Consider the following 21,289-nt stretch of genomic DNA (forward strand, 5'->3'; position numbering starts at 1 on the left):
GCACCGATCTATTCAGCACCGACTTATTTGACAGCCCCTTATTCAATTACCGCTTATTCGGTAACTACAGGCATCTCAGCCAGGGCTTCGTCGCCAGGCAGATCAATATCAGCGACCTGAACCGCGGCACTGGAGCGCACAGCGCCAACAACAGTGACTTCTTCCATCAATTTGACTGGCTCTTCGGCAAGGGCCGCCAGGGGCAACAAAAGAGCACTTGCCAATACAGCCTTGATTACTTTTGACATATTCCAAACCTCAGTACGCTGGCCATCGCCAGTAAATGCTTTCCCGCCTATTTGCGGATGGGGGCATTCTGCGGCAAAAATATGACAGGAGTGTGACAGGTTTATGAAATTTGCACGCTTCCGACCGAAGTCAGCGGCAAAAAGGACGGGGAGGAAGGCAGACTATAGGCGCCCTGCGTAAGTCAGGACCAGGCAATCAGCGGCGATTCAGGTCCTGCAATGCCTTGATTTGCTCGCGCAGGTACTCGATTCGGGCATCAATGGTGCTGGCCGCTCGACGGCCCTGCCGCAGTCGGCAGTTGGGAATTTGTGTGGCCAAGGCGGCCCCATCAGCGCCGCCCTCGACGGTAACGGTGCGCACCACCCCGCGCTTGTCTGAGGCGCTGGGCAACCACGCCTCCTCCGCACTGATCCGGCTCATGAATGTATTCACCTTCACCTCAAATATTCATTTTCCATGCGACAGCCCAAACCATACCCGTCGCATATTGTTATTTAATGACCAAAACTGGCAGTAGCCAGGCCGCGAACGAGTGCGCCCTTCATGCACACAAAATTACCGACACCTTTTTCCAGCCGGCAAACCAGCGCATCAACTGACTCTTGGTCACCGATGGGCACACAAACTCGCCCTGACAAAAATCCACACCAAGCGACCGGGCGGCCTGCCATTCCCCGACAAAATCCACACCATCCATCGCCACCGACACCCCGGCCTTTTTGTGCGCTTGGAGGGCGGCCATTTTTTCCTCTCGGCTGCCGCCGCCGGGATCAATAGCCGCCTTGGTATAGCTGACAATATTCAGCGGCAGCTGGGTAATCACTTTGTCGGGGGTCACCAGGCGAGAAGTTTTTCGCATCGCCAGGTTCACACCGACCCGGCGTAACATGCGCAGGTTATTGATCAGGTCTGGCGTAAGATTGCTTTCCCGAATTTCCGACAGCTCCAGCACGATTTTTGACAATGGCGTTCCCGCCTTGATCGACGCACTGAACAGTTTGTCGACGAACAGACTAGTGACTTCACTAAAGCGCACCGACAGTATCAGGGGACAGCCATCCGCAGCCTTTTGGAAGTCATCCGCGACCGAAAACAGCGTGCCGAAAACCAACTCCAATAGCGCCGACGGATCAGTAGGACGATCGGACTCATTGCGCCATTTCGTCTCGCAATACACCGCAACCATGCGGCCATCCTGCAAACCGACCATCGGCACAAAACGCTGACTCATCTTGTGATTACAGTAGTTTAAGTAGACTTCTGACTCAGCCAGGCGAGGGCGGAAATCGTTCAATTCAACTTCTTGCAGATTGCTCATTCCCGCCCCCAGATAACATGTCATTTTTGTGACTATTGCAGCAGTATGTGTTACTGCATGACCAACAGCCCGGACTTGCCATCTTAGTTAAGCGCGACCAATAAGTAATTTCCACAGCGGATCTTCGGTAATGATGGATAAATTGACAAAACGCAAAAACACGTTTTGAGACTTAGGACAACGCTGCCCACCACGGTGTCAGGGCTGACAGAAATCCCGAAGAGCATCGATATCGACGAAGGAAACCCGTCGATTGAAGACTTTGATCAAGCGTTTTTTACCTAGGGCAGACAGCGCCCGACTGAGGGACTCTGGCGAAACACCGAGAAACTGGCTGATATCCGGCCGAGACATAGGCAAGACTACATCCGAGCGAGAAAGCCGCTGCTTGTTGTAAAGATCTGAAATACCTATCAAAAATGCAGCTGTGCGCTGCTCAACGCTACCACTGCGCATTACACTGTTCATACGCAACACTTCTGCAACATGCTCGCTCAGCAGGTGAAAAACATGTCGTTGTAAATCGGGAAAGCGAACGGACAGCTCAAGCAGTTTTTCGAAATACACCTCGCACACCCGGCTGCTCTCCAGTGCGATCAAATCGCCCGAGTAATGCCCACTGGTAAAGCCATCAATCCCGAGCACCGCGCCAGAAAAGAAAAAGCCAGAGACGGCACTACTTTCGCCGTAGGTCGATTTTAACGACCCCGATTTCACCACATACACCGAACGGAAGGGGGTACCGTGACTAAAGAGTACGTCGCCCTCTTTAATGCTGTGCTCAGCAATAATGGCACTTTCAAAAATTGGCAGATAGGGGCCATCCACCAAGGGCTTGGGAAGGCATGAGAAACGATGCACGCAGGAGGAGCAGTTTCCGACCGACGACGAGCCGGCACCCGCAAGCCCACCCTTGGGGCGCGAGGTGTCGATGTTTAGTCGTCCACTCATACTCGTCATCGTTCTCTCAGACCTAAAACATTTAAGGCAACGTCGCGTCATTGCCACAATGACGCGAACCCAACCCCGTACCGCTAATGCCTACCGCCAGGGAATTGATAAAAACAATTCGCAGGCAATAAAGAGTGGCCGCCATCACCGATGGACCTATTGAGCCTCACAGCCATGCTGCGCGCCTTCCGCCACTGAATCGCCACAAAGTCAGACGAAACATTGAGGTTCAATCATGTCGCTACCGGCAAAGCAACTCCGCCCCGCCTGCCAATCCTCCTCATTCTACTCACAGGCAATCACCCTTCCTTAGAAATCGGAGCAAAACGTAAACGTATTGCCCCGACACTCCTTCGATCGATACATTGCCGAATCTGCCGCCTCAAGGATCAAATCCGCAGAGGTACCATCATTTGGGTAAGTGGCGATCCCAATGCTGGCGGTGCACCGAATTTCCACACCATCAATAAAATACGCTGCAGCCAATTTCTCCAATACTTTCGATGCTACCGCGGTGGCCGCCGCCTTTTCGCTATCAGACTGCATCACAATAACAAATTCATCGCCGCCCATCCGGGCAATAAAATCCGATTGCTTCAAATTGGACCGCAAGCGCTTCGCCACCAGGCTGAGCAACTTATCCCCCATTGGGTGGCCGTACCGGTCGTTTACGGTTTTAAAGCCATCCAGATCAAAAAAGAGGATTGTCAGGCTCTCCCCCTTTCTCATGGCTTCGGAAAACACCTGCTCAAAATACTTGCCAAAACCGGCGCGATTGCTGAGCCCGGTTAACGAGTCGGTCTCGGCGGCCTGGCGCAGAGAGTTCTCGATATCGACCTGTTCCTGAACATCCTCCAGCATAAACAGATAAGCGGCACCACCAACCCCGATGGCGCCCGGCGTCGACAGAACATGCAGATTGGCCATAAAGTCAGTGCCGTTGGCCTTGACCGCCTTGATTCGGCCTTTCCAAAAGCGCCGCTCATCCACCGTCGACAGGGCCTTTTCCAGCACCGCACTGCCACCCGCCTCTTCATAGAGCAATTCATCTGGCTTGCCGACAAGATGGGCTCCCGGCATTTCAAACAGCTCATCAAAAGCAGGGTTAGTAGCGATAATATGGCGGCTTTCGTCGGTAATGTAGATCGCCACCCGCGCATACTGAAAAACCGTCTGACACGCCTGACTGGTTACCGAATCCGACATAAAGACGGAACTGGGGACAAAGCTGAAGGCATAAAGTTTACGGTCATCCACGTACCGGCTCTTTACAAACACCAGAAAGCGCGTGAAATTGCGGGCCAGCAGTACCAGCTCAAAGCCGGTATCCGGCTCTTCGTTCACCCATTCGATGAACGCAGCCGTGTTACTGATCACATAGCTGATCAGATTCTCAGAGCGCAGGCTGCGCACAGCCCCCACGTTGCGCTTGCCAAAAATGACCTCTGCCGCCGCGTTCATGTACAGAATTCGGAGGTTTTCAGTGGTTAAAATTACCGGCGTGGGGCAAACAAATGCGGCAAACTCATCCGTCATCGCCGCAAGATTCGAACACAGCAGGTTGTGGGATGAGGACAGCTCGTCCATATCCGACAAGGCCTTAGTGACTGCTTCCGAAATATTGCCATCCGCCGGCATCCGCATCACTTAGCCCCGGGAAAAAAGTTAACAAGAATGCGCTCGGCCTCACCGCTGCTGTCGTTAATCTGGAACACCGTGTGGTTGGCAGACACCGTCAGGTAATCCCCATCCGCTTTTTTCAGACTATATTCCAGGCTGAAAGTCTCGCCAGGGCGACTGGTTTTAATTCGCTCGAACAGCGCGATTACCTTTTCCTGATCATCCGGGTGGAACAACTCTAGAAACTCGCCGCCGATTACCTCTTCATTTGAGGCTTCGATGTCATAACCCAGCAATTCAAGGAAACGGCTGTTACTGTAGTCCACTCCTTCCGTCTGAATGTCGTAAATGTAGATTCCATTCAAGTTACTGTTGAGAATAAAGCCAATCTTGTCCTTCTGCTGAACGGTATCGCGCTCGTAAGAAATACGCTCGGTCACGTCGGTAATGCTGCCCATTACCTTGGTGGCCTGTTTTAGATCGTTGAAGGAGACCAGGGCCTCCATAGACACCACAATGGTATTGCGATCGCTGTCTTGCGCCCGGAAGATAAAGGGCTGACGGGCGCGGTTATGAAGTAGATCCGTCAGGTGCTGCTCAAGCCGGTTGCGGTCTTCAGGATGCGCCACCCCGATAAAGGCCTCAAAGGACGGATGGAACACTTTTTCATCCAGACCAAAAATCCGATAGCAGCCGCGGCTCCAATTGATTTTGCGGCTGTCGATATCCCACAACCAGGACCCCGTCCGACCGATACGCTCTGCTTCTTCAAGCAGACTGTTGGCTTGCTCCAGTTCAGAACGCAGCTTCAGCAACTCTTTTTGCTGGGCTTCCTTGTCTTCGTAGGCGACCCGCAGTTCCGAATAGGCTGTCTGCAATTCTTCGTTAGTGGACTGCAGTTCTTCGTTAGTGGTTTCGAGCTCCTCATTAGAGCTCTGCAGCTCTTCGTTGGAGCTTTGCAACTCCTCGTTCATCGATTGCATTTCTTCGTTGGAGGCTTCCAACTGCTCGATGACGTTTTGCAATTGCTCCTTAGTACGGGCCAGTAAGCGCTGCTGTTCCAGCAAAGCTGCTTCCGAAGAGGCCGATTTCTCGCCGGCGCTGATGGGCAGTGCTCTGGGTGACTCCACGCTGCAATAGATGATTGTCAACGCCCCCAGAGGGCCGCCGAGAATGGCCTTGACCAGCACCAGCTTGACCCAATGGTCTTCGCCGCTCACATCCAGTGACAAGTAGCCGGTATCGGCCACTTCTTTGCCGTTATCCAGCTCGTGCAGCGCCGAGCGCAAATCCACCGCCAAGCGGCCATTCAAGTTTTTAAAGATGTTATTGGTGGGTTTACCCTCGGGACGAACCAACAGGGGGTTGTCGCCCTGCACGTAAACAATGTCCTGATTTTCATTAATAACGATTGAATTGGGGTACAGCAGCTCCTTGAGCTTACTGGCAATCACCTCCGGAAACAGGTCGTCGGTGCTGCGACTGGGTGAACTGCTTTTCACTACAGCCGAGGGCAGGATGCTGCGCTGATCAATATCCTCAACATGAAAAACATTGCGAATATGCCGCTCTGGCGGTATGGATTTTCCAACGTAGACACTCTCGTAGAGCTTGCCAGTTTTGGAAATGGGACGAAACTGCTCCTGGAACACACCGATAGATTCGGACTGCCCCAGCATCAACAGCCCCTTTGGCTTGAGCGCGTAATGGAACACCGGCAGCAGCTGACGCTGCAACTCAACTGTGAAATAAATCATCAGGTTGCGACAGCAGATAAAGTCCAGACGCAGAAACGGTGGATCCTTATTGACATCGTGGAGAGAGAAAATCACCCGTGATTTGATGCCTTTTACTACCTCAAATTGATCCTGCTTCACCGTCAGATAATTCTCGCGAATTTTCTGCGGCATATTTTGGGCGGCTACTTCTGGATAAACCCCGTTTCGAGCGAAGGCGATCGAACGCTTATCGATGTCCGTCGCAAATATCTGGATTTTCCACTCTTCAAACTTGTCGCCCAGAATATCGGCAACAATCATCGCAATGGAGTAGGCTTCTTCACCGGTTGAGCAGCCCACAGACCAGATCCGCAGGGTATTGCCCTCTTTGTTTTTGATGTAGGTTTCCAGCTCAGAGCGCAACAGCTCGAAAGCCCGGGAATCCCGAAAGAAGGAGGTCACACCAATCAACATTTCGTTGAACAGAAAGTTGATCTCTTCCTTATGATTTTGCAGGTGAGTCAGGTAATCCACCGCTTTCTTGATCTTCAGCGTCGCCATGCGCCGCTCGATGCGGCGGAGGATGGTGTTTTCCTTATACAAGCGAAAATCTACATCGCAGTGGACTTTCAATAGCCGCAGGATCGAGCCGTACACCTCACGAGAGATAATGGCGTCGGGGTCTTCCGAGCGCACCCGGGGAAAGGCGAGCAGCTCGAGCACTTCTGGCCCCACCTGATCGGGTGACACAATCAGGTCAATGCGAGTGGCGTTGCACGCCGCGTTGGGCATCCCGTCGTACTTCGCTGAGCTCGGGTCCTGAACAATGCCAATACCGCCTTCAGCCTTGATGGTGCGGATGCCTCTTGCGCCGTCGCTACCGGTGCCCGAAAGGATAACACCCACGGCGTTCTCGCCTTTCACCATGGCAATGGATTCAAACAGCATATCCACCGATGGCCTCGGCGTATGGCGCACATCGGGATAGCTGGTCAGCCGGATAACGTCGCCGGAGGCCAACTCAATATTGTGATTGGGGGGGCAGATATAGATGCGGTTTGCCTGCAGCACAATACCATCGGCGGCAGCCACCACGGGAATGGTGGAATCTTTTTCCAGCAGCCCCACCATCATGCTGCGATAAGAGGGCGACAAATGCTGGGCAATAATAAAACACAGACCCGATGACTCCGGGATCTTGGAGACCATGGACTGCAGGGCCTCAAGACCGCCCGCGCTGGCGCCAACACCGACGACAATCAAGCCGTCCTTGTCCTCCTGGCGCCGAATGATCTCCGTCATTTCCTGATCGTCGCTAAAATAACCATCGGGCTCGACGTCTTGCGCGCCATCCAGCGGCTCGACGGATTCGGTCACCACCTCCTCCACCTTTGCGCCTTCCACGCTTACGTTATTATCTTCGTCTGTTTCCGACTTACGACTCATCAGGCCACCTTGCAATATAATCACTTCACGTCAGGCAGTCAGACAAAGGCACCGCGAGCAAGCCCTTGCAACCACCACGCCCAAAACACTCCCACTCTGCCAGCCCCCACGCTGGCTAACCACGACGAGAATGCCACACATAAAACTTACCCATTAGGGCTTATCAATTATGCCACTCCGTTCACTACTGGGAATGGCGGCAGAATGAACGACCACGTTAATTTGACAAATATCAAATTAACGACCCGGCATAGCGGAATTCCGCAACCCGGGTGAACTGGACACCCTCCACAGCCCCCAGTATGATCGGGTTCGTGCATGTCGCTGTGCACCTTCCTCCACAGTCACCTGTGTGGTCACAGCGTTTTCCTGATGCACCCCCGAATCCTCTTCGGTGGATTCGGGGCCTATCAGGAGACCCATGGTAACACCGCTGCCCGATTGCCGCCCCACTCTCAAAACTTGACTTTGAGTTTGGCGAAGGCGTCAACCTCATACTCTTCCAGATAGTCGTCGTCCAGATTGCTGCTGACCCCTCGGGCAGCCACCACGCTCAGCTCAACGGATTTACCCGCATTGAGCTGCAAACCCACACCCGCGCTGGAGATTCGGCGCTCCTCGTCCAATTCGCCAGTGACATTCTCAAATCGTGCGGACCCCATCTCCACAAATACGGAAGGGCTGATACTAAAGCCACTTTCCGCCGGCGTTCGGCCCAGGCTCAGCCGCCCGTAATAGCCGCTGTCGCCCACCAACACCCCAGGAAGGTAGGCGCTCAAGCTGGACATACCACCCAGCGCATACTGCTGGGCCTGAGGCACCTGCTCATCCAGAGCGAATTGACTGGAAAGCGACATACTCAAACGGCCGCGCTCGCTCACGTCAAATGCCGCCGCGATCGACGGCGCAACGATGATGAAATCGCCCGAACGGCGACCGGGTCCAACGACGGTCTCGTCATCAATGGCCTCAAAGGTTCCGCCATCCCCGCCGAAGCCCTTTTTAACCGACAAACCAAGCTGAAAGCTATCCTTACGATTACGCCCCCAGCCGGCGGTCACATATTTCGTGCCCAGCTCAGCCACACGGTAGGATTCATCCAGAATCACCCCCTGACGGAAATCTTCAGTTTCATCACTGATGGTATCGAGCCGCTGACTTATTGTCAGACGCTTTCCCGGCACTGCCTTCAGGATTTGCTGGCCGCTAATGCCAACCCGAGTCATTTCCGCATCCAGATCGAGCAACACCACTTCTTGATTGCAAGATCCCAAAAAGCCGCAGCCCAAGCCGCCCCCGCTTCGCTCGGTAACCAGGCGACGGTACTCCGCATTAGTGACATCAATACCGTAAAGGCCGGCGCGGGTCGCCACGTCAGCCGCAAATACAATGCCGTCGTACTCATTGTCCTCGTTGGCATCGCCTATGGAGGTCAACGCCTTATGGTAATCAAAGCGAACCTCCACACCGTTATCAAAGCCAGTTGACAACCCCGCATGAGCAAAATTCCTACCGATAAACCGGTTGCCCTGATTGCCCACATCCACAGTGAACGACGTGGTATCCAGATCGGTTTCCCGCGGCGCAAGGCTCACGGAGGTGCGACGAAGATCGGCAGACACTTTATAGGTCACACCATAATTAATCCCCTGACGGCCGGATTGAATATTGGCAAGCACCCGCCGACGCTCATACTCGGCAACGGTTAAATCCTGATCCCCTTCGAGGGATTCAAAAAAACCCTCAATTCCATTGGGCGCTTCGAAGCGTTCCAGTATCGACTGCACGCCATAGACATATACGGTTGTACCGACCTGACGGTAGGCCAACTGCACCAGCAGATTCCCGCGCAGGTAGTAAACTTGATTCAATCCTAAAATAAACTGGGAGGGATTCTTGGCCGCATCAGCCAGGACCTTTAAATCCTTCGGCTGCACATAGGGCGCTGAGAGGACGACAACTTTCAGGCCGGCAACTTCAGCCTGATAAAAGGCATTGTCTTTTGATAACGACGTAAATGTCGCGTCATTCATTTCCACCGGCTGCATCGCCGGCAACATATCTATCGCCATAATAATCCCCGAGTAGCATTGGCCATTATCAACTGGCCTTCGTTATATTCCGGCGGGGAAAACCCCCGCCGGATACTGCAGTTACCGCATTTACCTCACTTACATTTTCTTAGATCGCAGCATCGTCGGCCGAGGCCATATCCGCGGTGTCTTCAGCAGGCGCTTCGGCAGGTTCAGCCGAATCGGCAGCGGCGGTATTCAATGAGCCCAGCAGGCTGGCATTACCACCCACGCTGCCCATCAACACATCACCGATACCCACAGTGCTGGTCACATCGGCGACCAGCGATCCAACCAGGGAGGCATCAGCGCCGCCCACCAGACCAGTTACCGTGCCGGCAACATCACCCACCAGAGACAAATCGGCCAGCGACGTCAGACCAGAGAGCAAACCGCCACCCGCAGCGGAATTAGCAGAAGCCTCTCCAGTGGCACCACCTACCGCGCCGAGATCGAGCAAACCGGGCAGCGCACCTACACCTGCCGCACTACCCGTCACACCGGCTACCACATTGGTCACAGAGGAAATATCCGCCAGACCTGTGAGCGAACCGGCCAACCCGGTTACCGCGCTGAGATCAGCGGCAGAACCCACGGTGCCAACCAGACCAGAAACAAGGGAGGTCACACCACCGAGATCACCCACACTGGCGTTGGCGCCAAGGGCAATATCTGCAGTGCTGCTCAGACCGAGGCCGCTGCCGAGCAGATTACCCGTCACATTGGTGACGCTAGACAGTCCCAAGCTTCCTCCTAGGTTTAACAAGCCCTGAGCGTTGGCAGACGAAACGCCTGCTGCGGCAATAACAAATACAACGGGTTTAACTTTCTTGAAAAGCTTTTGCATAACATTCTCCTGATGCATTTTTCCGGCCGTTGCCGGAGACAAATTGAGCTGGGCAGCGACTCCTCAATCGCTATCCCAACCCGCAGTTTCAGGTGCAAAAACGCAAGACTGCGCTCGACCTGCAGACGTAGTTATACATTCGCAATCCGTAAATACCAGCACTGACGAAACCGGAATGAGTTTCTATTGATATAACGCAAAAATCACTCTGCGAGACTTAGAGGGGATAGATAAGGCGCGAATCAGCAAGATAGTTGCAACAATTCTGAAACCTGCACCCCATGAAACTAGGCGCATCCAGAGGAAACAAAAACAACAAATTAGAAATAACAAAACTCGTCAAAATTTTAATTTTGCTATTTATCAATATTCAATTGAAATACAAAAAATCATCTAGCGATTCTCAAAAACACATTATTTAATTACCGAGCCTTAAGGCAAAACACTTACAACAAGACGCTTCATAGAGGGCCGCCATGGAAAGTAAATTCGACCTGTGCGACAGACACACTTCGCTGCTCAATCACTCCCACGCTTTCACCATTGAAAGGGATGTTGTCGCCGCATTCAGGCAGAGCAGGCTTCACTTGGCATATCAGCCCATTGTCAGCTCAACGACTGGGAAATACGTTGCTTTTGAAGCCTTTAGTCGATGGAAGTCGCCTCGCTATGGGCTGGTTTCGCCAACAGAAATCATCATGGATATCGACGACCCCTGCCTCACCCGCGACTATATCTTCAGCATTGTCGACGAGCTTTTTGCGGCATTGTGTTATCTTCGAGGAAAAAACATTGTCGCCCCCATCCACTTCAACATTCGCCTTGACGACATCACCGACGATCTCGTTGAGCGGCTAGTTACTCATTCCCAATCATTGGAAATCTCACTCAATCAAATTTGTCTTGAAATCTCCGAAAAAACCGATCCATTTATTGGTTCTTCCCTGATCGCCCGGATCGCCAACTTACGGAGCTACGGAGTGAAGTTCTCACTCAACAACTATGGCAATGACGCTGCCACCGACAAGCGCCTGGACAAATTACCCTTCTCTAAAATCAAAATTCACCAGAGTTATCTCGAAGATCTGAACGAAATCGTGAATGGTGAACGAGTGATTTCCAAAATTCTTCGCTGGGAGCGCGAGGGCTACGAAGTCATCTTCGAAGGTGTAGAAGACTTCGGCGTCTGGGAAAAAATTCAGGCACTCGGCAACTTTGACTGCCAGGGCTTTATGATTGCCTACCCGATGAATCGCACTTACATCGCCTCTTGGAATCGGCGCTGGTCAAAGCTCGCTGCCATTCTCTGCCGCAACAAAACGTTCAAAAGTTCGCTCGCTGTCGGCTGACCCCATAACCGCCCGGAATTTATCGTCCGGGCAAGCACCCCACCCTCTCTCCGCCACCACCATGTAGGCCGCCAACAGGCTGAAAGACACTGACTGCAGACAACTATCACCCAGACTGTCGTTCCAACGAAGGCGCACTACTGTCCAGAGTAGCTTTTGTATCCTCATGCTCGCGAACGCGGGCATCCAGAAAACTCAGATACGTTATCAACATACTGAATACCGCGCGTTCGCGGGTATAACGATACTTCGGCAACCCCTCTGACCGGTCGTACACTCAGGCTTTCGTAATTCAAGTCCCGCCCCGACAGATACTGTTCCGCCCGCAATGTGAACAAGCCCTAGCAAGCCGTGGCTCAATTTATTCCGAGCAGCGGCGGGGATGGCAGGCATAAGGAAGTGGTATTCCCATCAGGGCATGTGCTGTTAATTTACATATCCAGCGCTTGTGCCTCTGCCGAGAGGATAAAATGAATTCGGTAAATTCGAGTGCGTAGCGCGCTCAAAAAGGAAGTAAATAGCAGACATAAAAAAACCCCCTCTTCAGGAGGGGATTTGAAGAGGGGGAAAACCTGTAGAGACAGGTTGGGGTGCTTTTTCAGCTCAAGGTTTTCCCGAGAGCAAAATTAAATTCTTTAAAAATCAACAGGTACCGCTTTCATTACAACAACTCCCACCCGTTCTCGGCACCGCGAAACAGCCGGTGGAAATACATCCGTTACCGAACGCTCAACAGCAAACTCCATTACGTTAGTAAAAGTACGTATTCGTGTTGTTGGAATCCAGTATACAGAGTCACTGGGGGAGCGCATTGAGAAATATCAATTTTGCGCCGGTAAAGTAAGGCAAATTCTGCGCGGGAAATACCGATGTTTTATTATGTTGAACAACAGAACGGCTCGCTTGAATCCGTGCTCCGCGATAGCTCCCAGCACGCTGTACTTGTTATGGCGACCGGCAGACAAATTACGACATTGCCAACCTGATCGACCAAGCAACTTCGGAAAAAGGCATTTCTAAATGATTCGCCTATTCACTATACTGGAAAGGGACAACAACATGATATCGATTAATGGACGAGGCGCTTCTGATACGGCCTCACCTCCGGTGCAGGATTGGAACCACTCTATGTCGAGCAACACACTAGCAAAAATTCTCATCGTTGATGACGAACCTGCCTCCATTACCTCGCTGAAGGTCACTCTGGAGCATGCATCAAGCCTGATCTTTGCAGAGAGTGGTGCAGAGGCTATCGACGTGCTTGCCAAGGAAGAAGACATCGATCTCATCCTACTGGATGTAGAGCTTCCCGATTTGTCCGGTTTTAAAGTCTGCGAACGCATTAAGGCAAGCGATAAGCTTAAACATATTCCGGTGATATTCCTCACCGGTTATGAAGGACTCATATTTGAGTCCCAAGCCTTTGAGGCCGGTGCCGTCGACTACATTACCAAGCCTGCAAGCGTGTTCAGAGTGCTAATGCGCGTGAACGCCCACCTCATCCCGGAACACAAAATCAGCTTGAAGGGCCTGAGCTAGCCCCTCAGCCCCTAAATCAGTACCACCCATAACCGACGTTTCAGCCACCGCTTGCCCCCTGAGCACTATGACAGCTCAAGGATACTTTTAAGCTGCGCGACCGTTTCCTCTGTTTTATCCAGCAACGCCTCAACGCTTGCCCCCTCATCTTGTCGTAAGGCCTGGCGAGTTTCTGCCGTCAATTGGGCCAGCGCTACCGCGCCGACAGTCCCGGCCGCGCCCACCAGCTTATGCACCAGGCGACGCTTTGCAGCGCCGTCTAGCGGGCCGCGCCGCCATCCCACCATATCCTTCTCCACGCCTTTTACAAACGCTTCAGCCACCCGAATGTAAGCTGCCGCGCCAATCATTGGATACACCGTTTCTTCCGGCTGAAAGTCGTCAAGGAGAAAGAGTCGCTCCACTGGACCGGGGTGACTGCCGGCATCACCCGGCTGCGCCGGGGCTTCAGCGGGGGCGCGAGGCTCCGCTGCCCTGGGACGCCAGTATTTAAGGATGGTCTGCAATAGGGTCACTGTACTGATCGGCTTGGCAATGTGGTCGTTCATACCACTGTCTCTGGCCCGTTCAATATCATCCTGAAAGCTGGCCGCAGAGATCGCCACCACCGGGAGTTCGTCAGCATCAAAGCGCCGACGGATCGCCTTGGTCGCCTCATAGCCGTTCATCTCCGGCATCTGGATATCCATAAAAACCAGATCAAAACGACTGCGATTAACCTGTTCTACCGCTGCTGCTCCGCTGTCTACCAGCACAACATCAAGCCCAAAGCTGACAAATAATTCATGCAACAAGACCTGGTTGTAGCTGTTGTCATCCACCACCAAAATCCGCGGTGCGACCGTGCGCTGAAGACGGGTGCGCAGTTGCTTCATCAACAGTTCCAAGGCCTGGTGTTTGTCGTCCGCACCATGAAGGCGGCGCTTTTCAACAACCTGCGCGCCCAGCGCATCAATCACAGCCGACATACTGATCGGCTTTGCAAGGGTGGTCAGTTGGGCGATATCCCCCAGTTCGCCCAGATTGGATAGCTGTGTATCGCTAACAATCAACAACTTGCCCAGCGGTTCCCGGTCTGCATTGTTCGCAATCAGGTCCAGCTTGCGCGCAAAGGCCAACCCCTCCGAACCAACATCCATAAGAACGTACTGGTAGGCATTAGAAGACTCTACTGTTGCCGCATAGGCATCAACGGCCTCCCTGACAGAGTCAAAACAGTCGATCATAACGCCGCGCGCCTCAAACCAATGCCGCAGCAGCTCCTGCATCTTTTGGTTTTTGTCGACCACCATCACCCGCTCGGGCAGGCTGTGCAACCTGGCCTTGGAAACCTGTCGCCCCCGACTGGCTACGGCCAAACTCAGACGAAAATGGAACCGCGACCCCTGGCCCTCTGTCGATTCAAACTCCAGGGTACTGCCCATCAACTCGAGCAGCTGCTGGGTAATGACCAGACCCAATCCGCTGCCACCATAGCGGCGCGCAATCACACTCTCGCCCTGCTCGAAGGCTTTGCCGATTCGCGCCTGCACCTCCTCGCTCATGCCGATCCCGGTATCTTCCACTTCGACTTCGACCGACCCGACGGTTTCTGACGCATCCACCAGGGACACCGCCACCCGAACAACCCCCTCGTTGGTAAACTTGATGGCGTTACCAATCAGGTTGTTCAGCACCTGAGACAAACGAAGGGGGTCGCCGTAAAACGGCACCTCGAAAAGTTCATCATCGACCTCTGACACGAGCCGCAGTGCCTGATTGTCCGCATCGCCGGCAAACAGCAGGAACGACTTATCAATCAGCTCATTGATCAACACCGGCACATTTTCCAAGTGCATGCCGCCAGCCTCTACCCTGCTGACATCGAGAATGTCATTGATCAACGACAGCAGACTGTTTGCCGACGCCATGACCACCGGCATATTGCGATCGATAAAGGCCGGATCACGGTTGCGATCCATGAGTTCTACCAAACCGATGATTGCAGTGAGGGGGGTACGAATCTCGTGACTCATATTGCTGAAAAAGCGGCTTTTGTAATCGCTGCTTTGGCGAAGCTGCGCCACCTGATTGGCCAACAAGCCATTGAGGGATTCCAGACGGCGTTCGTAGCGGAAAATATAGGCACAAATTGCAGCAGACAGCACAGCCAGCCCCACAAAAAGCCAAATCGGCGCCCTTGCCGCCTGTTTAAGGAGTTGTTGCCGATAATCCTGGGTGAATTCGACGGCTACCAAGTACTGACGGGGCCCCTCCTCGATAAGACCGCTGAGCGGCTCAACCGAGCCCCCTTCAAGATCCTGAAGATCAACTGCATGTTCTGAGCTTGTGCCCCGCGTCATCTCGATCAAGGATTGCCAGGCACCGCCGGCATCGCCGGTGTCAATTAGCAGGGCGCCACGGCGATCAAACAAGCGTAGCAGCTGCCCTTCACCGATCGACGCATAAATTGCTTCAAACAAGGCGGCCAGATTGAAGTTCATTACTAACACACCACGGCGCAGGCCCTCCGCCTCGCCAGTCCCAATCGACAGGCGCACAGTAGGCTCATAGGGTTGCACAATCGCGCCGTTTTCAATGTTCAAATCGATTTGCGATACATGAACATCCCCCGAGGGCGAATCCAGCGCCTCCCGGAAGTAATAGCGTTCGGACTTGTCTTGTAGTCTCTCGCTGGCAGACACGCCACCGGGGTCACGGTTTAACCTGGCCTGTTCCTGCCCGCGCGGGTCTAGCCAGCGCAATTGGGACAGAAGGTGGGACATCTCAAAATAGGGGCGAAAAAATGCTTCCAACGCTTCCCGATTAACAGGCTGGCCGGGAGCAAGATGCCCACTACCAATGAGCTCAAGCTTCATCGCCAGGAGCAGACGCCCCATGGCACTGACTTCATCTTCCAACGCTTCGACATTGGCGTCCCGCACTCGCTCCAACTGCTCCAGCTGAAAACGCAAAGACTGGTCGTATTGACTTTGGAACAGTACGCCGCAGGCAAGGGCAGACAAGCCGATCAGCGCCGCAAACAGAGTCAGCACGCGCAGCAAAATTTTATTCTGGTAGTGCATTCACCCCGCCTAGCAAACACGCCCTTTGGAGAGCCCCATAGTGGCCCGCAAACCGCACAGACGCAACTCGCTAACGGCGCGAATCAAGGCGAGCACCGGCATCACAAGCGAAAAGACCGATTGTTTTAACAACCGTCAAATTTCCGGTCGATTCGGCACTGCTCAGCCACATCGCCCCAGCTTTTTGACCTCTGTCTATTTGGCTTTAAACGCCCGCACGGCTTCGTTGAAGGCCTCCGAAGTTTGGTGCATTTTTTCAACGGTCTGGTCATAGGCCAGCAAGATCCGCTGCTGCTGGTCTTCGGTGATGTCTTCACCCAACTTTACTTCCGTTGCCTTCAGGCACTGAATGTAGAATTCCCCCTGGGCAACATACTCTTTAACCGCCTTCTGAGACGTCACCAGCTCCGCTTCCGTCGCAGCGGCACCATCGGGAATCTCCGGGCCGTCACCGAGGGGCGTACACTCCCGTTCAGCCGCCATAACCGGAACCGACAAACTGAACAGCAAAGTCATCATCGTCAGCAATTGCGTTCGCTTGGCTTTAATCATCATTTTATTTTCCTCCATTGTTTCCCATGTACCACTGCCCTGCTTCAACACCCGGCATAGCAAGGCCAAGCGCAACAAAACCCGGCAATTCAGCAGCGGGAATCTCGTTTACAGAACCGGTGCGGGTGAACTACAGACCAACACCCGAGCAGGTGCACGCTAACACGACCTTGATCTGACATGCACACCTGCCAACCGATGAACTCTTTAACCGATTTGCAGTCGGTATAACCAATGCGGTCGAACAGCTCCGCGCGCAGCGGCACTTTTTCTTTCGCCTGCGGCGCCACCTTTCGACAGCCGTTACAACTGAAATGCTTCCCCGGGGGAAAATAAAATGAGTAAAAAACGCCACTTCCACTCTTCTCGCCAAACCGCAGAAACGCTGACCAAGGCGACCCTTCTCAGCGTCGGCGGCCTCGGCCTAGCCCTGCTCACCGCCTGTGGCAGTGGCGGCGGCAGCGGCAGTTCCAGCGACACCGGCACCGCCTCCTTCGCGGTAACCGATGGCCCGGTTGATGATGTCGATAGCATCCACCTGACCTTCAGCCGCATTGATATCAAACCCAAGGAAGGCCCCGCCGAAGAGTTTATCTTTGACGAGCCAGTCATTATCGAAAACCTTCTTGCCCTGACCGGAAATGCCTCCCAGGAGGTAGTGAGTGACCGGGAGGTTCCCGCCGGGGAGTACCAGTGGATTCGCATCTATGTGGAGGGGGGATTCCCCGACTCCTATGTGGTGCCATCGTCCGGCGGCCCCGAAGAGGATCTGTTCATCCCCGGACAGCAGAACGGCAATAGCAATGGCAACCCTCGCTTTTTGCAGCTCAACTCGGGGTTCATCGTGCCCGCCGGAGGTGAAGCCGACTTCACCCTCGACTTTGTATTGCGCAAAGGTCTGACCAAACCGGCCAATGGCGATGGCTACTACTTGCTGCGCCCCGCCATGCGTCTGATCAACAATGTTGAGGTGGGCACCATTGTCGGCACCGTCGATGCCACCGTGTTGGCCAGCACCCGTTGCGCCGCCTCTGAGGGCAATACGGTCTATTTGTACGAGGGCGATATTACGACTGCCGGGCAAGCACCGGATGATGTCTACGACCCCGGCATTGAAGGTGGCAGCGATGAGGTGATGGACGCCGAGGGTGCTCGCCCCGTCACGACAGCAGAAGTGGTGCAGGACAACGACGGCGCGATGTCCTTTGAGATCGGCTTTGTCCGGGAGATTGAAGCGGGGTACAGCCTGGCCTTTACTTGCGAATCCAGCAACGATTTCGCCGCCACGGATGACGACATCACCTTCACTGAAGTGGTCTACACCCAGGTAGAAGCGGGACAGACTGCGACCGTGACCTTCACCGAACTGCCGCCGGAACCCGTACAAGATACCACCGGCAATGAGGGCTCTGCCGAGGAAGAGCAAACCTTGCTCTAATCACCCTGTGCATCAACAGCCAAGCTCCGAGGGCTTGGCTGTCTCCCTCTCTACTCAAACCCCGCTAAACGCCAAACCGCGCCCGCAGCTCCGCCACAAAGGCCACATAGCCGGCCATCTCGGTTTCGATTCCCGCCTGGCTAAGGCCAAACTCTTCCAGCGAATAGACGAATTTACCCTTGGCATGGGCCGGGTTTTCCCCATCCCAGGCGGCAATTCGGCTTCGTGTGGCCTCGGTGAATGGCATGCCACAAAACTGGTAGATCGCCTCGGCAATGGCGGTACTGTTTTTCACCATCGCTTCAAAGGGATAATCCAGGATCGGCAGGTCGGTGATGCGCTGGCGGTTGGCCAAATGCAGATTGAGCTGTCCCGCTAGCGCGCTCTGCAGCCCCACCGGATCCACAAAGGCATCACCAAAGGGCATATGAAAATATTTCAGCAGCTTACATATGGACGGCACTGTAGCCAGCGGCGTGCGATGGGTCATCACCAATTTGGCATCGGGAAACACCGACAGCAACTCCGGCTCAAAACCATAATAGGTCGGCGCCTTTAACACCCAGGGTTTGTCGGCAGAGGCCAGACCCTGCCACTGCAGATATTTCAAAACGTCCTTAAGGAACTCGACGTTGGTGATCATGCCCTGACTGCCCAGACCAGCGAACCAGGTCATGTATTCCGGCACTTCGGAATAGGCGAAAAAGGACGGCGCAACAAAGCACTGCTCGGTTAGCAGGGAGTCTTCCTCGGCGGCAAAGGTGGCAAAGTCGTGGCCGGTTTTGCTCTCGGGCACGGTCTCATCGAGCCAGCGACAGTAGGCATCGGCAGCGTCAATACGTGGCTGCGTTGATTCGTTAGGGTCGCCACTGAACAGCGCGGGGTACTGGACCTGCCAAAAGGGCATGTAGTTGAAATCCCCGGTGGCCGCCAGCACCCGCTGGGTTTTGGTGGTACCGCTGCGGGCCATACCCAGCACAAACACCGGCGCACACACTTCCTGCTCGGCAATCTCGGGGTGGGCCGCAAAATCCCGCTGCATTCGCAGGCGATTGCACAACAACCGCAGTAACTTATTCTGTTTGGCGATCGCGCCATGCTGATGAAGGCAGCTCGGGCCATTAAGATCGCGAAGTAGAATTTCCAGCGGTTCCCTGACCGCATTATCGTCGCGATCAATGCCGGTCAGGCGACGCGCCTCGGCCAGTAATTCGTCCAGACTCATCGGGATGGGATAGTGCGAACTCAAGATTCAACTCCTGTTATGGGTAGCGCGCAACGCAGCGGACCGAGCTCGGACACGGTGACCACACCGGGGCGAGCATTGATCACATCCGTGATGCGGTTAAACAGACAGCCCGCCGTGGTCAGGTCACTGTCTTTGCGATTGTTGCGCAGTTCGTTACGCGGCGTACCGTCAACCGACCAGAACACATGTTCCTCTTCCTCGGCAAAGAACAAGCGCAACTCAATATTAAAGGTCGCCGACACCCCTTGGGCGGTATCCACCTTCCCGGCAATTCGGGTGCCCACCGAGGTCCCCGCAGGTATCGCCTCGCCGCTCCAGGGATTAGTAATGGGCCGCGAGTAGACCACCGGCTCAATCTCAACCCGACTCGCCACCACCTCAAACCCCACCGCCGTCAGCACCTGCTCGCAAATGGTTTTATAAGACGCGCCAAAGGCCGCATTGTGCAGCCCGCGCTCGTAAAACCCCTCGGGGCTGATACCTATCCCCACGAAGGCGGCCTGTTCAAAGCTACCGACCTGACCGTACACATCAGTGATGCTGGAATGGGTGAGGGAGCGAATCTGGGTGCAGGGGCCCAGCAGCAAAATGCCGCTCCAAATGCGCGACATATCCCAGATGCCGCCACCGGTAAAGGTCACACCCTTGGCCTTGGCCAAGGTATCCAGCTCGGCGGCCCGGTCAGGATTACAGCCCTGAGGGAAGTAAGATTCGGAGCCGTGGCAAAGCACATTCAAGCCCGCCTCCAACAAACGCTGGTGGGCCTCGTAATTGACGCTGAGCAGGTTGCTCAGGGTAACGATGCCAATATCGGCATCGAGGGTGCGGAAGTCTGCTGTATCGCAGTCTTGCACAACAACGCCAAGCTCTTTATCCAGTCCGGCGAGCCGGCCGATATCCTGACCGACCTTGCTCCCAGCCCGATTGAAGGCCGCCACAATCTGCCAACCCCGCTGATGAGCCAGGCGAACAATATGACAGCCATATTGGCCGGTGCCGTAAATCACCAGGCGAGGTGATGAAGCGGTATTAACTGCGGTCATCGCTTTATCCAAGTTTATTTCCCGTTCGACACGCTGTTATACCAGACCAATGGAGTGACCCGCATCAACCGTCACCACGCTTCCATTCATATGGCAAGATGCATCGCTGGCCAAGAGCAGCAAAGGTCCATCAAGCTCCTCCACCCTTCCCAGGCGCTGCAAAGGATGCATTTGAATAAGTGCACGCCCTTCTTCGGAATCAAACAAACCCGAGGAAAGCTCGGTATCGAAGTACCCCGGCGACAGGGCATTGACGCGAATACCCGTGCCAAACAAATCCCGGGCCATGGCCTTGGTCATGTGGTTCGACGCCGCTTTCAAACTGCTGTAGCCCATCAGACCGGGCATCACTCGCTCGCCGGTAATCGACGTGACCATCACAATCGCGGCGCTCTGATTGCTGGCTTTAAGGCGGCGCGCAAAGCTGCGACACAACTTCATCGCGCCCGTCAGGTTGGTGCTGACCATGGCATCCCAACCTTCGTCGCTCTGCTCGGGAAACAGACCGCCAAAATCCACCTGGGCTGCACAATTGACCAGCACATTGGCCTGACCAAAATGGGCCTCGGCCTGCTCAAAAATGTGCTCAATGGCTGCGGCATCAGTGAGATCGGCTGCCACGGCGATCGCCTGCCCGCCCTCCTCGCGAATCGCGGCAGCAACGGTTTCCAGCCGGTCCAGATTGCGGGCCACACAAACCACCTGGGCACCGGCCCTGGCCAGCACGGAGGAAAAACGTTTACCCATGCCAGTGCCGGCACCCGTGATCACCGCAATTTTTCCCTGCATGCAAAAGATCGGATTGCTATCAGACATCTCAATATGCTCCTCAA

The 21,289-nt window shown here is 54.3% G+C and carries 16 protein-coding genes; 3 read left to right on the forward strand and 13 right to left on the reverse strand.

The window, feature by feature from the left end; all coding sequences use genetic code 11:
- Window positions 1-53 precede the first annotated feature (53 nt).
- The 8 genes from NCG89_RS06765 to NCG89_RS06800 form a co-directional block, all read right to left on the reverse strand.
- Window positions 54-248: a hypothetical protein gene (locus NCG89_RS06765; protein ID WP_251089000.1), complete on the reverse strand. Its 195-nt coding sequence runs from the start codon at window positions 246-248 to the stop codon at window positions 54-56.
- Window positions 249-444: 196 nt separating this feature from the next.
- Window positions 445-669, reverse strand: a complete 225-nt coding sequence (locus NCG89_RS06770; protein WP_251089001.1) for a hypothetical protein — start codon at window positions 667-669, stop codon at window positions 445-447.
- A 121-nt stretch (window positions 670-790) separates the two neighbouring features.
- The gene (locus NCG89_RS06775) at window positions 791-1,567 is read right to left on the reverse strand and encodes an EAL domain-containing protein (protein ID WP_251089002.1); all 777 of its coding nucleotides are present in this window, start codon (window positions 1,565-1,567) and stop codon (window positions 791-793) included.
- Window positions 1,568-1,765: 198 nt separating this feature from the next.
- Window positions 1,766-2,518, reverse strand: coding sequence for a Crp/Fnr family transcriptional regulator (locus tag NCG89_RS06780; protein WP_251089003.1), 753 nt, complete (start codon window positions 2,516-2,518; stop codon window positions 1,766-1,768).
- 309 nt (window positions 2,519-2,827) lie between these two features.
- Window positions 2,828-4,162, reverse strand: a complete 1,335-nt coding sequence (locus NCG89_RS06785; protein WP_251089004.1) for a sensor domain-containing diguanylate cyclase — start codon at window positions 4,160-4,162, stop codon at window positions 2,828-2,830.
- Window positions 4,162-7,302 (reverse strand): CheR family methyltransferase, encoded by a 3,141-nt coding sequence (locus tag NCG89_RS06790; protein WP_251089005.1) that lies wholly within the window; start codon window positions 7,300-7,302, stop codon window positions 4,162-4,164. Before NCG89_RS06790 ends, NCG89_RS06785 begins: the two co-directional genes overlap by 1 nt.
- 455 nt (window positions 7,303-7,757) lie before the next feature.
- The gene (locus NCG89_RS06795; protein ID WP_251089006.1) at window positions 7,758-9,374 is read right to left on the reverse strand and encodes a ShlB/FhaC/HecB family hemolysin secretion/activation protein; all 1,617 of its coding nucleotides are present in this window, start codon (window positions 9,372-9,374) and stop codon (window positions 7,758-7,760) included.
- A gap of 109 nt (window positions 9,375-9,483) precedes the next feature.
- Complete coding sequence (locus NCG89_RS06800) at window positions 9,484-10,119, reverse strand: hypothetical protein (RefSeq protein ID WP_251089007.1); 636 nt, start codon at window positions 10,117-10,119, stop codon at window positions 9,484-9,486.
- Between the two features lie 578 nt (window positions 10,120-10,697).
- Here NCG89_RS06800 and NCG89_RS06805 point away from each other — a divergent pair.
- Both NCG89_RS06805 and NCG89_RS06810 read left to right on the forward strand, forming a co-directional pair.
- Complete coding sequence (locus tag NCG89_RS06805) at window positions 10,698-11,570, forward strand: EAL domain-containing protein (RefSeq protein ID WP_251089008.1); 873 nt, start codon at window positions 10,698-10,700, stop codon at window positions 11,568-11,570.
- 1,059 nt (window positions 11,571-12,629) lie between these two features.
- Window positions 12,630-13,109 (forward strand): response regulator, encoded by a 480-nt coding sequence (locus tag NCG89_RS06810; RefSeq protein WP_251089009.1) that lies wholly within the window; start codon window positions 12,630-12,632, stop codon window positions 13,107-13,109.
- Between the two features lie 65 nt (window positions 13,110-13,174).
- Here NCG89_RS06810 and NCG89_RS06815 read toward each other — a convergent pair whose 3' ends face one another.
- The gene (locus NCG89_RS06815; RefSeq protein ID WP_251089010.1) at window positions 13,175-16,174 is read right to left on the reverse strand and encodes a hybrid sensor histidine kinase/response regulator; all 3,000 of its coding nucleotides are present in this window, start codon (window positions 16,172-16,174) and stop codon (window positions 13,175-13,177) included.
- 195 nt (window positions 16,175-16,369) lie between these two features.
- Window positions 16,370-16,729: a hypothetical protein gene (locus tag NCG89_RS06820; RefSeq protein WP_251089011.1), complete on the reverse strand. Its 360-nt coding sequence runs from the start codon at window positions 16,727-16,729 to the stop codon at window positions 16,370-16,372.
- A gap of 334 nt (window positions 16,730-17,063) precedes the next feature.
- Here NCG89_RS06820 and NCG89_RS06825 point away from each other — a divergent pair, with 334 nt between their 5' ends.
- Window positions 17,064-18,164, forward strand: coding sequence for a DUF4382 domain-containing protein (locus tag NCG89_RS06825; RefSeq protein WP_251089012.1), 1,101 nt, complete (start codon window positions 17,064-17,066; stop codon window positions 18,162-18,164).
- Window positions 18,165-18,228: 64 nt separating this feature from the next.
- Here the strand turns inward: NCG89_RS06825 and NCG89_RS06830 are convergent, their stop codons facing one another.
- The 3 genes from NCG89_RS06830 to NCG89_RS06840 are packed head-to-tail and all read right to left on the reverse strand — an operon-like array spanning window position 18,229 to window position 21,272.
- Entirely contained in the window at window positions 18,229-19,413 is a 1,185-nt protein-coding gene (locus tag NCG89_RS06830) for a sulfotransferase family protein (protein ID WP_251089013.1), read from the reverse strand.
- On the reverse strand, window positions 19,410-20,456 hold the full coding sequence (locus NCG89_RS06835) for an NAD(P)H-dependent amine dehydrogenase family protein (RefSeq protein ID WP_251089014.1): 1,047 nt from the start codon (window positions 20,454-20,456) through the stop codon (window positions 19,410-19,412). The genes NCG89_RS06830 and NCG89_RS06835 overlap by 4 nt, the downstream gene beginning before the upstream one ends.
- A gap of 36 nt (window positions 20,457-20,492) precedes the next feature.
- Window positions 20,493-21,272, reverse strand: a complete 780-nt coding sequence (locus NCG89_RS06840; RefSeq protein WP_251089015.1) for an SDR family NAD(P)-dependent oxidoreductase — start codon at window positions 21,270-21,272, stop codon at window positions 20,493-20,495.
- Window positions 21,273-21,289: the final 17 nt, after the last annotated feature.

This window comes from Spongiibacter taiwanensis (genome assembly GCF_023702635.1).
Taxonomy (GTDB): domain Bacteria; phylum Pseudomonadota; class Gammaproteobacteria; order Pseudomonadales; family Spongiibacteraceae; genus Spongiibacter; species Spongiibacter taiwanensis.